We start from the raw sequence: 13,349 nt of genomic DNA on the forward strand, positions 1-13,349 counted from the left end.
TTGCCACGGACCCTGGGTGCGTCTCGAACGCGCACGCGGCCGCAGCGGAACCGTTACCTCGCCCTGCCCCTCGAGAGCAGGTTGACGATGAGCAGCAGGACCACGGCACCGATGAATGCGGTGATCAGGAAGCCGACCCAGCCGCCTCCCAGCCCGAGCCCCAGCGCCGGCAGCAGCCAGCCGCCGAGGAAACCGCCGATGATGCCGACCACGACATTCAGGATGATGCCTTGCGAGCCATCGCGCTTCATCACGATGCTGGCCAGCCAACCGGCGATGCCACCCACGATCAGATAGATGAGAAAATTCATTGCTTCGCTTCTCCCTCGATGGACAGGACCCCATGGCGCGGGGCACGCTTGAATCTCCGACCTACGACGTGAAGCCGTCGTTATTCCGCATGGGGGAAGCGTCCGTGCCCGCGTTTGATAGCGCCATCCTTGCCGGCATGCACGCTGTGCCGCACCACGCCATGGAGACCGGAACGTGAGTTGGCGCGACGCGTCCGCCGACTGGCGGCTGGACGGCATCGCGCTGTGGCTGCTGCCGCACGCGCCACGGCAACGCGGCGAACCGGCGGCGCGCGAGCAGCTGTCGCGCGTGCTGGACATCGCGCCGCACGCGCTGCCGATCACCCGCGACGCCCAAGGGCGCCCGCACTTCATCGCGCCGCTGCACGCACTGGAAACCGGCTGGAGCCACAGTGGCGAAGCGCTGCTGCTGGCGCTGGGCGAAAACATCGAGCTGGGTGTCGACGTGGAACGGTTGCGTCCGCGCCCGCGGGCGATGGAACTGGCCCAGCGCTTCTACCACCCCGAGGAGACTGCTTGGCTGCGGTCGCTCGAGGGCGACGATGCCCGCATGCTCGCGTTCGTGCGCCTGTGGTGCGCCAAGGAAGCGGTGCTCAAGGCCCATGGGCAGGGCATTTCCTTCGGCCTGCACCGGTTCCATATCCGGCTCGATGGCGAGGGCGCCCACCTGGTCGCCTGCGATCCCGCGCTTGGCCGCGTCGAGGACTGGCGCCTGCACGAATGGGCCGCGACGCCGGAGTACCGCGCCGCACTCGCCTGGCATCCGCGCGGCGCCGCGTGGCGGCCTGCGATAATGGCTCCATGAACGACACCACCTTCCCTGCCGACCTGCGCGACGAGCTGCACCGTGGCCTCGCCACGCTGGACCTCGATGCCGACGCGCTGGCCCCGCGCCTGCTCGCCTACCTGGCCCTGCTCGACCGCTGGAACAAGACCTACAACCTCACCGCCATCCGTGACCCGCGCGAGATGGTCACGCGCCATCTGCTGGATTCGCTGGCGATGCATCCGTTCGTCGACACTCTCGCAGCACGCGGCGGTGCGCTCGCCGACCTCGGCACGGGCCCGGGCCTGCCCGGCATTCCGCTCGCGATCGCCCAACCCGGCCTGCGCGTGACGCTGGTGGAGAGCAACGGCAAGAAGGCGCGCTTCCTGCGCGAAGCGGTGCGCACGCTGAAGCTGGACAACGCGCGCGTGGCGGAATCACGTGCCGAAGCACTCGACGAACCGCAGGCCTACGACGCGCTTACCGCGCGCGCGCTCGACGTGCTGGCCGGCATCATCGAAGTGGGTGGTCACCTGCTGAAGCCCGGTGGAGCGCTGCTGGCGATGAAAGGCGTCCGTCCCGACGACGAGATCGCGGCCCTGCCCAGCGGCTGGTCGGTGGCCACGATCGATCCCCTGGCCGTCCCCGGGCTGGTCGGCGAGCGCCATATGGTCGTCGTCCGCCGCGACTGACCCGCGCACCGCCCCGGTGCGCGCCGTGTAACTCCTTGATATGACTGAGCGCTCGCCGACACCGTCGCGCGGAAACGCGACCCGATGACCGCACGCGGGCCGTGCATCCGTTGGGATGATTTCGCACGCCCGCTCCCGACCCCGCATAATCCCCCCTCACCCCGGATTCGATAAGGCGCCCTCGCATGGCCCGCATCATCGCCGTCGCCAACCAGAAAGGCGGAGTCGGCAAGACCACCACCGCCGTCAACCTGGCCGCCGCGCTGGCGCGCGCGCCACAGCGCGTGCTGCTGGTCGATCTGGATGCGCAGGGCAATGCCACGATGGGCAGCGGCGTGGACAAGCGCGAGGTCGAGGCCTCGACCTGCGACGTGTTGCTGGGCGAGGTGGAAGCGAAGGCCGCGGTGGTGACCACCGCCGAAGGTTTCGACCTGATGCCGGGCAACATCGACCTGACCGCGGCGGAAATCCAGCTGATGGAATCCGACGGTCGCGAGCAGCGCCTGAAGAGCGCGTTGCAGCCGATCCGCGGCGACTACGACTTCATCATCATCGACTGCCCGCCGGCGCTGTCGCTGCTCACGCTCAACGCGCTGACCGCCGCCGACTCGGTGCTGGTGCCGATGCAGTGCGAGTACTACGCGCTGGAAGGCCTGTCGGCGCTGATGGAAACCATCGACGCGCTGCGCGCGCGCCTCAATCCGGGCCTGGAGATCGAAGGCGTGCTGCGCACCATGTTCGACATCCGCAACAATCTGGCCAATGCCGTCTCCGGCGAACTGACCACGCATTTCGGCGACAAGGTGTTCCGCACCATCGTGCCGCGCAACGTGCGCGTGGCCGAAGCGCCCAGCCACGGCCAGAGCATCGTGGGCTACGACCGCGCCTCGCGCGGAGGCGTCGCCTACCTGGGCCTGGCCGGCGAGATCCTGCGCCGCGCGGCCGACCGCAAGAAGCAACAGCAGCACATGGAGCACGCGTGATGAGCGCCCCGAAGAAGCGCGGCCTGGGTCGCGGACTGGAAGCCCTGCTCGGCCCGAAAGCCGCCGAGACGCCGCCGCCGGAAGCGCAGCCGGGTGAAGCCCTGCGCACGCTGCCGGTGCAGCAGCTGCAACCGGGCAAGTACCAGCCGCGCATGCAGATGGATGCCTCCAAGCTCACCGAGCTGGCGGAATCGATCAAGGCGCAGGGCGTGATCCAGCCGATCGTCGTGCGCGAGCTGTCGCCGGGCAAGTTCGAGATCGTCGCCGGCGAACGCCGCTGGCGCGCCTCGCAGGAAGCCGGCCTGGCCGAAGTACCGGTGGTCGTGCGCGAACTGGACGACCGCACCGTCATCGCGATGGCGCTGATCGAGAACATCCAGCGCGAAGACCTCAACCCGCTGGAAGAAGCGCAGTCGCTGCAGCGCCTGATCAACGAATTCTCGCTGACCCACGCCGAAGCCGCCGAAGCCGTCGGCCGTTCGCGCGCCGCGGTCTCCAACCTGCTGCGCCTGCTGGAACTGCCGCCGGCGATCCGCGCGCTGCTGGAAGCGCGTCGGCTGGAGATGGGTCATGCCCGCGCGCTGCTGACGCTGTCGCCGGAGCTCGCCAGCAAGCTGGCCTCCGAGGCCGCCGAACAGGGCTGGTCCGTGCGCGAGGTCGAACACCGCGCGCAGCAGTTCGCCGCCGGCAAGGTGCCGGTCACCGGCAAGAAGGCCAAGCCCGCGAAAGCCGCGCCGCAGCCCGACATCGCCTCGCTGGAAACCGAACTGTCCGAAAGCCTCGGCACCCGCGTGACCATCGCGCATGGCCGCGGCGGCAAGGGCAAGCTGATCATCCAGTACACCGACCTGGACACGCTGGACGGCGTGCTCGAGCGCCTGCGCCCGAAGGCCTGACCCGCGCAGGCTGTTGTGGGGATGTGGGATGTGGGAGCGACGTAAGTCGCGATAGCGGTGAGGCTGATTCACCGCCAAGCGAAAAGCTCGCGACTTACGTCGCTCCCACAAAGGCGGGCGTAGCCGCCCGGACGGGCACAGTGCCCCTGCATTACCATCCGGATTCCGCTTCCACCGGATCTCCGCCTTGAACCTCCGCACTGCCGCCCTCCTGCTCGCCTGCGCCCCGCTGCACGCGCTCGCCTTCGCTCCCTCCGATGCCGACAAGCGCTTCCAGGCCTTGTATGAGAAGGAATGGAAGTGGCGACAGGAACAGACCGGCCAGGCGGACGAAGACACCGACACCAGCGGCGACAAGCGCCGCCTGCCGGACGTCGGCGCCGAGGCGCAGCAGGCGCGGCTGAAGGTGTGGGAGCAGGTGTTGAAGGATCTCGACGGCATCGATGCCAAGGCGCTGTCGCCGGAGAATCGCATCAACCTGGCGATCTACCGCCCGCAGGTGGAGAACCTGGCCGACGAAGTGCGCCTGGGCGCGTACGAGATGCCGTTCAATTCGGACTCCTCGTTCTGGTCGAACCTGTCGTTCATGGCGCGCCGCCCGATGAAAACGGCGAACGACTATCGTGCTTATGCCGCGCGCCTGCGCGACGTACCGCGCTACTTCGACCAGCACATCGCCAACATGCGCAGCGGCCTGAAGCGCGGCTTCACCGTGCCGCGCGCGGTGCTGGACGGGCGCGACGTGTCGATCGCCGCGGTCGCGGAGCTGAAGGATCCGGAACAGTCCACGTTCTACGCGCCGTACAAGAAGATGCCGGCCAGTATCCCGGCCGCGGAGCAGGAAGCGCTGCGCAAAGACGTGCGTGAGGCGATCAGCCAGCAAGTGGTGCCGGCGTTCGGCACGCTGCTGACGTTCTTCCGCAGCGAATACGTGCCGCAGGCACGCACCACGCTGGCCGCGGAGGCGATGCCGGGCGGCAAGGCGTTCTATGCGCAGCAGATCCGCGAATACACCACGCTCGACCTCAGTGCCGAGCAGATCCACCAGATCGGCCTGAAAGAAGTCGCTCGCATCCAGGCCGAAATGCGGGAGGTGATCAAGCAGACCGGCTTCAAGGGTTCGTTCGCCGAATTCCTGACCTTCCTGCGCACCGATCCGCAGTTCTACGCCAAGACGCCGCAGCAACTGCTCGACCGCGCCGCATGGATCTCCAAGCGCGTCGATGGCGAAGTCGGCAAGTACATCGGCACGCTGCCGCGCGGACGCTTTACCATCGTCGAGGTGCCGGCCGACATCGCACCGTTCTGGACCGCCGGCCGCGGCGGCCTGGGCACGTACTGGCTGAATACCTACGACCTGCCGTCGCGTCCGCTGTACAACCTGCCGGCGCTGACCCTGCACGAGTCCTCGCCCGGCCATTCGCTGCAGGCCGCGCTGGCGCAGGAACAGGGCGAGCAGCCCGCGTTCCGCCGCGACAACTACATCTCGGCCTACGGCGAGGGCTGGGCGCTGTACACCGAGAAGCTGGGCAAGGAGATGGGCATCTACGAGACGCCCTACGAGGACTTCGGCCGGCTGACCTACGAGATGTGGCGCGCCACCCGCCTGGTCATCGACACCGGCGTGCACCACAAGGGCTGGACCCGCGACCAGGCCCTGGCCTACCTGCGCGACCACACCGCCCTGTCCGAGCACGAGGTCACCACCGAGGTGGACCGCTACATCTCCTGGCCGGCGCAGGCGCTGAGCTACAAGCTGGGCGAGATCGCCATCGTCCGCCTGCGCGGCGAGGCCGAACAGGCGCTGGGGGCCAAGTTCGACGTGAAGGCCTTCCACGACGCCGTGCTGAAGCAGGGCTCGGTGACCCTGCCGGTGCTGGAAAGCCAGATCCGCGCCTTCATCGCCGAGAGCAAGGCCGGCCCGGCCAAGCCGGCGGCAGCCGCGCCCTGACAGGGTTCTCAGGCGGGCCGGAGACATAACCCGGCCCGCGCAGCAGCGTCGACAGGCTTCCACGGCCCTCCAACGGGCCGTAAGTGGTTGCGGCACAAGGAAAACCTCGGCATAATGCGCGGCTCGCTGCGTCCGGCCCTGCCGGATCTGCGGCCGGAAACGCGATTCCGGCTTGTGTCCGCAGCGGTTTACCTACCGTATCGCGTGGTGTCCGACCTGTTCGCAGGCCGCCGCCGGGCCGCCGTCTCCCGGGCTATGGGCGACACAATTATCTATCGAGGTGCGTATGTCCCGCGTATGCCAAGTGACCGGCAAGCGTGTGATGACGGGTAACAACGTCAGCCACGCCAACAACAAGACCCGTCGTCGTTTCCTGCCCAACCTGCACGAGCGCCGCTTCTGGGTCGCCAGCGAAAACCGCTGGGTCAAGCTGAAAGTTTCCGCGCACGCGCTGCGCACCATCGACAAGAACGGCATCGATTCCGTTCTGGCCGAGCTGCGCGCCCGCGGCGAAAAGGTCTGAGGAGTAACTACACATGGCATCCAAGCGCGACAAGATCCGTCTGATCTCCTCGGCCAACACCGGCCACTTCTACACGACGGACAAGAACAAGAAGAACACCCCGGGCAAGATGGAAATCAAGAAGTACGACCCGGTCGTGCGCAAGCACGTGATCTACAAGGAAGGCAAGATCAAGTGAGCCTTGGGCGAAAGCCCGGCCCACCGCCTCCAGGAAACCCGCCTCACGGCGGGTTTTCTTTTGCCCGTCCGCGACGCCAGAATCACCGCACCCCCTTCCTGGACGGATGCGCCGCATGGAGTGGTCCTTCGGCACCGCCCTGCTGATCGTCGACTGGCTGATCCGGCTGGCCGCGCTGTGGTGGATTCCCAGCCGCACCACGCCGGCCGCCGCGCGCAGCTGGCTGCTGCTGGTCGGCTTCGTGCCCCTGCTCGGCCTGCCGCTGTACCTGCTGCTCGGCCATCCGTGGCTGTCGCGCGAACGCATCGAGCGGCAGGCGCGCGCCTCGGACGTGATCCGCGAGGAACAGCGTCCGCTCAGCGCGCTGCGCTGGAACCCGCACGATGGCGCCGCCGCCGAAATGGCCCCGTTGATCGAACGCCAGGGCGCCTTCATGCCCACGCACGGCAATGCGGTCGCGCTGCTGGACGACTACGACGCCTCGCTGCGCGTGCTGCTCGACGATATCGACGCGGCCACGCAGCAAGTGCACCTGCTGTACTACCTGATGTTCGACGACGCGGTAGGCGAAGCCGTCACCGCCGCCCTATGCCGCGCCACCGCGCGGGGCGTGACCTGCCGCCTGCTGCTCGATGCGGTCGGCGCCAAGCGCGGTCTGCGTGCCTATGCTTCCCGCCTGCGCGCAGCCGGCGTGCAGGTACACGCGATGCTGCCGGGAGGCCTGCAATGGCGACGCAGCGGACGCATGGACCTGCGCAACCATCGCAAGGTGGCGGTGATCGACAACCGCGTCGGTTTCGTCGGTTCGCAGAATCTCGCGAACGCCACCTTCGTGCCCGGTCACCCGAACCGCGAACTGGTGGCCCGCGTGCAGGGACCGGTGGTGTCGCACCTGGAGGGCGTGTTCGCCAGCGACTGGTACATCGAAACCGGCGAACGCCTCGACGTGCAACCCGACCTCAGCGTGCAGACGCAGGACGTCGCCGCCCAGCTGCTGCCCAGCGGGCCGGCCTATCCGTTCGAGAACGCACGCGACACCGTCAATGCACTGATCCACCTCGCACGCCGCCAGGTCGTGCTGACCACGCCTTACTTCGTACCCGACGACGCCACGCTCAGCGCGCTGCGGATCGCCGCACTGTCCGGCGTCGACGTGCAGCTGGTGCTGTCAGCCACCAACAACCAGGCGCTGACCGCGTGGGCGCAGCAGTCGTACTACGAGGAACTGCTCGCCTGCGGCGTGAAGATCGCGCTGTACCGGCCACACTTTCTGCACGCCAAGCACCTGACGGTGGACGACGACATCGCCCTCGTGGGCTCGATCAACCTGGATATCCGTTCGTTCGCGCTCAACGCGGAGATCGGTCTGGTCTGCTACGACACCGACGTGGTCGCGCGGATCCGCGCGATCGAGAGCGACTACCTGGCGCACTCCGACAGGGTGGATCGCGACACGTGGCGGCGACGGCCGGGCTGGCAGCGCAGCCGTGAGGGCGTCGCGCGACTGGCGGACTCAGTGATGTAGCGGCATCGCGCCGCAGGGACGGCGACGCCCGTTCGCCTACAATGGCGGCATGACTGCCGCGACCGACACACCCCTGCCGCCCTGCGACCTTGCGATCATCGGCGGTGGTGCCGGTGGCGTCCTGGCGGCGATGCAGGCACTGCGCCGTGCCACCACGCCGCTGCGCATCGTGATGATCGAACCCCGCGACGTGCTGGCCCAGGGCGTGGCCTATGCGACGACCTATGGCGAGCACGTGCTGAACGTCCCCGCCGGTCGCATGAGCGCGTTCGACGACCGCCCCGCGGATTTCCTCGACTACGTCGTCGCCACCACGCCGCCCGGCGGTCCTGACCGCGAGACGCTGGCGCACGCTTTCATCGAACGCCGCCGCTACGGCGAGTACCTACGCACCCGGCTGCAGGAGGCGATCGCCGCCAGCCCGGCCTCGCTGCAGGTCGTGCACGACACCGTCACAGAACTCGACGCGCGCGATGACGGCGCGACGCTGCACCTGACCGCGCACGGTCCGCTGGATGCACGCGGCGTGGTGCTGGCCGTCGGCAACACGCCGAAGCCATTGCCCGCACGCGGCGCACCTCAGCTGCCGGACGGCCGTTCGCTGGCGGCGTGGGACTTCGATGCGGTGAAGGCGATGCCGGCCGATGCCGAGCTCTGCATCATCGGCTCCGGCCTCAGCATGGTCGACACCGTGCTCAGCCTGGCCGACAACGGCCACACGGGCACCATCCACGTGCTGTCCCGGCATGCGCTGCTGCCGTTGCCGCACTGCCATGGCGCTGCCGCGACGTTCGATCCCGCACCACTGCAGACGATGGACCTGCGCGCGCGCATGCGCTTCCTGCGCAACGCAGCGAAGCAGGCCGTCGCCGACGGTCTGCCGTGGCAGGCCGCGATGGAACGCATCCGCCCGCACGGGCAGACGCTGTGGCAATCGATGTCGCTGCCTGATCAGCGCCGCTTCCTGCGCCATGTGGTGCGCCAGTGGGATGTGCACCGCCACCGCATCGCGCCGGAAGTGCACGCCACGCTGCAGGCCCTGCTCGACCGCGGCCAGTTGCGCCTGCATCGCGGCCGCCTGGACACCGTGATGAACGAGGGCCGTGGCCTGCGCGTGACCACGCATACCCGCGACGGCCGCACCGACGAATTCGATGTCGACTATGTGGTCAACGCCACCGGCGTGGAGATGCGCGCGCAGACCATGCGCAACCCGCTGCTGCACGACCTGCTCGGCAAGGGTCATGCGCAACCGGGGCCGCACGGTATCGGCCTGAAGGCGGCCCGCGATGGCCGCATGGTCGATGCCGACGGCAATGCGCAGCCGCGCGTGTTCATCCTCGGCAGCCTGCGTATCGGTTGTGTGTGGGAAAGCATCGCCATCCCGGAACTGCGCGGCCAGGCCGAGACCGCCGTGCACGAGCTGCTGTTCCCGACGCCCTGACCGGGCGCCGCGACCCGCGGCAGCCGGTACACTCGACAGCGTTCTGAGCGCCGGGAGAGGGCGTTGGTTTCCAGCTGGATCCTGCTGTTGGTGTCGGTCGGCTATGCCGCGCTGCTGTTCGGCGTGGCGTGGTGGGGCGACCGCCGCCCGATGTATCCCGACCGCCCCTGGCTGCGTCCGGTGGTCTACAGCCTGGCGCTGGCGGTGTACTGCTCGTCGTGGACGTTCTACGGCGCGGTCGGCAGCGCGGTGCGCAACGGCCTGGGTTATCTGCCGATCTACCTCGGCCCGGTCCTGTTGCTCCTGTTCGGCTGGCGCATCATCGAGCGGCTGGCGCTGATCGCACGCAGCGAGAACACCGTCTCCATCGCCGACTTCATCTCCTCCCGCTATGGCCGCTCGCGCCGGCTGGCGGCATTGGTCACGGTGATCGCGCTGATCGGCGTGGTCCCATACCTGGCGCTGCAGTACAAGGCGGTGGCGATGAGCCTGAGCGTGCTCAGCGGCGACGGCGGCGACAGCACGCACGGCTTCTTCACCGATCCCGCGCTGTACGTCGCGCTGCTGATGGCGCTGTTCGCCGCGCTGTTCGGTACCCGCCAGGTCGATGCCACCGAACACCACCACGGCATGATGCTGGCGATCTCGCTGGAATCGGTGGTCAAGCTGGTGGCGATGATCGCCGTGGGCGTGTTCGCCTACCTGTGGCTGGACGACAACGCCTTCCGCGTCACCGACTCGGCGCGCACGCTGTTCGAGAACGCGCCCCCCGTGGGCTTCATCGCGCAGACCCTGCTGGGCTTCCTCGCCATCGTCTGCCTGCCACGCCAGTTCCACGTGGCGGTGGTCGAATGCAGCGATGTCGGCGACATCCGCAAGGCGCGCTGGCTGTTCGGCGGCTATCTGGCGCTGTTCTCGCTGATGGTGGTACCGGTCGCGGCCGCGGGCGCATCGCTGTTCGGCGGCACCAGCGTGGCCGACGACAGCTACGTGCTGGCGCTGCCGCTGGCGGAAGGGCGCACTGCGCTGGCGATCATCGCCTACGTCGGTGGTTTCTCGGCCGCCACCGGCATGGTGATCGTGGCGAGCATCGCGCTGGCCACGATGGTCAGCAACGACCTGATCATGCCGGTGCTGCTGCGACGTGGCTGGGGCAAGCACCATGCCGAAGCCGACGTCGCCTCGCGCGTGCTGTGGATCCGTCGCGTGGCGATCCTGCTGCTGGCGCTGACGGCGTACTCCTACTACCGCAGCAGCAGCAACGACAGCACGCTGGCGTCGTACGGCCTGATGGCATTCGCCGCGGTCGCGCAGTTCGCGCCCGGCCTGATCGGCGGCCTGTACTGGCGCGGTGCCAGCCGGCGCGGCGTGGAGGTCGGCATGGTGCTCGGCTTCGCCACCTGGATCTACACGCTGCTGCTGCCGACGATGACGCAGGCCGGCTGGTTCGACCTGCTGTGGCTGCATGACGGCCCGTTCGGGATCCGCTGGCTGCGCCCGCAGCAGCTGTTCGGCCTGAGCGGCTGGGACACGCTGACGCACGGCACGTTCTGGTCGCTGCTGGTCAACACGGGCGCGATGATGATCGTGTCGGCGCGCTCGCGCCCCGGCGTCGACGAACGCCTGCGTGCCGCGCCGTTCCTCGACCCGTACGCGCAACGTCCCGCACTGGTGGCGGGCGAGTGGCCCGGCAGCGTGCGCGTCGGCGACCTGCGCACGCTGGCCGAGCGCGTGGTCGGCGAGCGGCACGCGCGCCGCGCGTTCGCCGAGCAGGCGCAGGTGCTCGAACGCGAATTCCAGCCCCATGCGCCGGCCGACCGCGCCTGGGTGCAGTTCACCGAGCGCCTGCTCGCCGCCGCGATCGGTGCCGCTTCCGCGCGCATCGTGCTGACCAGCGTGCTGCGCGGCTCGGGCATGGAACTGGGCGAAGTGGTCGCGGTGCTCGACCAGGCCGGCCAGGAACTGCGCTTCAACCGCGAGATCCTGTCGACCACGCTGGAGAACATCAGCGCCGGCGTCAGCGTGGTCGACCCCGACATGCGCCTGGTGGCATGGAACCGCCGCTACCAGCAGATGTTCGGCTATCCGGACGGCATGCTGTACGTGGGGCGCCCGGTCGCCGACCTGATCCGCTACAACGCCGAGCGTGGCGAACTCGGCGACGGCGACATCGACGCGCAGATCAACAAGCGTATCCGCTACATGCGCGCGGGCTCGCCGCATATCTTCGAGCGCGTGCGCGCCGACGGTCAGGTGATCGAGATGCGCGGCCAACCGCTGCCGGGCGGCGGCTACGTCACCAGCTACAACGACATCACCGACTTCAAGCACGCCGAAGCGCAACTGCTGGAAACCAACGAGACACTGGAGCAGCGCGTCGCCGAGCGCAGCGAGGCCGCCGAGCACGCGCAACAGTCGCGCACGCGCTTCCTGGCGGCGATCAGCCACGACGTGCTGCAGCCGCTCAACGCGGCCCGCCTGTTCGTCAGTGCGCTGCGCGACAGCGAACAGGGTGCGGACGAGCAGGCACAGGAACGCAAGCATCTCGCCGAGCGCGTCGATGCCTCGCTGCGCGCCGCAGAGGAACTGCTGGATGGCTTGCTCGACGTCTCGCGCCTGGACGCGGGCGGCCTGCACACGCAGATCACCGACTTCGACGCGGGCGAACTGCTGCGCGAGCTCGCCGCGCAGTACGCGCCCGTGGCGGCCGGCCGCGGCCTGAAGCTGCACGTGCACGCGCGCGCGATCCCGGTGCGCAGCGACCGACGCCTGCTGCGCCGGGTGCTGCAGAACTTCCTCGCCAACGCGCTGCGCTACACCCGCGAGGGCCGCATCGTGATCGGCATGCGCGCGCACGGTGAGCGGATCGCGCTGCAGGTCTGGGATACCGGCCCCGGCATCCCCGAGAATCACATGCGGCAGATCTACAACGAGTTCCACCGCTACCAGCAGCCGTTCGACTGGGGCGAGCGCGGTCTCGGCCTGGGCCTGTCGATCTGCCAGCGCATCTCGCGCCTGCTGCAGCATGAGCTGGACGCGCGCAGCACGGTGGACCGGGGCAGCATGTTCTCTATCGTCGTCCCGCGCGGTGCCCCGCTCAGCGAACGACGCACATCGTCGCGCCGCACGCTGTCCAGCGACTCGCTGTCCGGCCTGCGCGTGCTGTGCGTGGACAACGACCGCGAGATCATCGACGGCATGCAGGCGCTGCTCGGTCGCTGGCAGGTGGACGTCATCACCGCCACGACGGTGGACGAGGCACTGGAGAAGATCGCCGAAGGCCCGGCGGTGATGCTGGTCGACTACCACCTGCATGACCGGCTCGACGGCCTGGCCACGCTCGACGCCCTGCGCGCGGCCAGCCCCGGCCCCATCGCCGGCGCCCTGCTCACCGCCGACGGACGCGACGAGCTGAAACGCGAAGCCCGCGAACGCGGTTACCGCCTGCTCACCAAGCCGGTGAAGCCTGCGTCGTTGCGTGCGTTCCTGGCGGCGCATCATCTGCCTGCGCCGTCCCCCACGACAGAGTGAGCGGGAAGCATCCCTCACACCCGCTGGATGGGTGACCTACGTTTCAGTGTTCCTTTTGCAACATGGACATACGCGAGGAAGCCGGACGCCATGAAGATCATTCTTGCCCTGCTGCTGTATGCGCTCTCCTGCCTGGCATCCGCCGCGACACTCGATGCGCGCGACAGGATCGGGGCATGGATCAGTCCGGAACCGCAGGGCTTTTTTGCGTCGCTGGCGCGGCTTTTCAGCACGCCGCCAAGGGATCGCCTTGAGATCCGGAAGGACGGGACGGTCACGCTCGTCCGGGAGCTCGGCGGCGGAAAACGCCAGACGCTCGTGGCGACACCCGCCGACGTCAGCCTCCACGATGACCTGATGATCGCCACGTTCCCGCTGGGCGCGGGCCACGCCAGGCTCGTGGTGACGGGCTGGAGCACCTCGCACTCGAAGCGCTTGATGGGCCATCTCTATCTCTACGATGCCAACGGCCTGTTCAACGGCATCCCGGTCGCGTTCGATCCGTCCCGTCATCCCTAGTCGATGCATGCCTCCCGCCTCAACGGGATC

General features: G+C 68.6%; 12 protein-coding genes. 11 read left to right on the forward strand and 1 reads right to left on the reverse strand.

The features are described from left to right. Window positions 1–53: 53 nt before the first annotated feature. The gene (locus ACSQ1W_RS17610; protein ID WP_192273857.1) at window positions 54–311 is read right to left on the reverse strand and encodes a GlsB/YeaQ/YmgE family stress response membrane protein; all 258 of its coding nucleotides are present in this window, start codon (window positions 309–311) and stop codon (window positions 54–56) included. A 175-nt stretch (window positions 312–486) separates the two neighbouring features. Here ACSQ1W_RS17610 and ACSQ1W_RS17615 point away from each other — a divergent pair, with 175 nt between their 5' ends. From ACSQ1W_RS17615 to ACSQ1W_RS17665, 11 genes are all read left to right on the forward strand, one after another. Further along, entirely contained in the window at window positions 487–1,116 is a 630-nt protein-coding gene (locus tag ACSQ1W_RS17615) for a 4'-phosphopantetheinyl transferase family protein (RefSeq protein ID WP_436045039.1), read from the forward strand. Beyond that, the gene (gene rsmG / locus ACSQ1W_RS17620) at window positions 1,113–1,769 is read left to right on the forward strand and encodes a 16S rRNA (guanine(527)-N(7))-methyltransferase RsmG (RefSeq protein WP_436045041.1); all 657 of its coding nucleotides are present in this window, start codon (window positions 1,113–1,115) and stop codon (window positions 1,767–1,769) included. The genes ACSQ1W_RS17615 and rsmG overlap by 4 nt, the downstream gene beginning before the upstream one ends. 185 nt (window positions 1,770–1,954) lie before the next feature. Then, complete coding sequence (locus ACSQ1W_RS17625) at window positions 1,955–2,752, forward strand: ParA family protein (RefSeq protein WP_192273860.1); 798 nt, start codon at window positions 1,955–1,957, stop codon at window positions 2,750–2,752. Continuing rightward, window positions 2,752–3,648 carry a ParB/RepB/Spo0J family partition protein gene (locus ACSQ1W_RS17630; RefSeq protein WP_436045043.1) on the forward strand — a complete coding sequence of 299 codons (897 nt, stop codon included), beginning with the start codon at window positions 2,752–2,754 and terminating at the stop codon, window positions 3,646–3,648. Before ACSQ1W_RS17625 ends, ACSQ1W_RS17630 begins: the two co-directional genes overlap by 1 nt. 211 nt (window positions 3,649–3,859) lie before the next feature. Continuing rightward, window positions 3,860–5,599 carry a DUF885 domain-containing protein gene (locus ACSQ1W_RS17635; RefSeq protein ID WP_436046241.1) on the forward strand — a complete coding sequence of 580 codons (1,740 nt, stop codon included), beginning with the start codon at window positions 3,860–3,862 and terminating at the stop codon, window positions 5,597–5,599. Between the two features lie 286 nt (window positions 5,600–5,885). Beyond that, window positions 5,886–6,122: a 50S ribosomal protein L28 gene (gene rpmB, locus ACSQ1W_RS17640; RefSeq protein ID WP_192273867.1), complete on the forward strand. Its 237-nt coding sequence runs from the start codon at window positions 5,886–5,888 to the stop codon at window positions 6,120–6,122. A 13-nt stretch (window positions 6,123–6,135) separates the two neighbouring features. Then, on the forward strand, window positions 6,136–6,300 hold the full coding sequence (rpmG, locus tag ACSQ1W_RS17645) for a 50S ribosomal protein L33 (protein ID WP_027070918.1): 165 nt from the start codon (window positions 6,136–6,138) through the stop codon (window positions 6,298–6,300). A gap of 115 nt (window positions 6,301–6,415) precedes the next feature. Continuing rightward, window positions 6,416–7,825, forward strand: a complete 1,410-nt coding sequence (gene cls, locus ACSQ1W_RS17650; protein WP_436045045.1) for a cardiolipin synthase — start codon at window positions 6,416–6,418, stop codon at window positions 7,823–7,825. A 49-nt stretch (window positions 7,826–7,874) separates the two neighbouring features. Next, complete coding sequence (locus ACSQ1W_RS17655; protein WP_436045047.1) at window positions 7,875–9,269, forward strand: FAD/NAD(P)-binding protein; 1,395 nt, start codon at window positions 7,875–7,877, stop codon at window positions 9,267–9,269. 63 nt (window positions 9,270–9,332) lie between these two features. Continuing rightward, a complete protein-coding gene (locus ACSQ1W_RS17660; protein WP_436045049.1) occupies window positions 9,333–12,800 on the forward strand; it encodes a hybrid sensor histidine kinase/response regulator in 3,468 nt (1,155 codons plus the stop codon). Window positions 12,801–12,890: 90 nt separating this feature from the next. After that, window positions 12,891–13,319, forward strand: coding sequence for a hypothetical protein (locus ACSQ1W_RS17665; protein WP_436045051.1), 429 nt, complete (start codon window positions 12,891–12,893; stop codon window positions 13,317–13,319). The last annotated feature ends 30 nt before the right edge of the window (window positions 13,320–13,349 follow it).

The organism is Pseudoxanthomonas sp. LjRoot143, assembly GCF_964252945.1.
Classification (GTDB): Bacteria; Pseudomonadota; Gammaproteobacteria; order Xanthomonadales; family Xanthomonadaceae; genus Pseudoxanthomonas_A.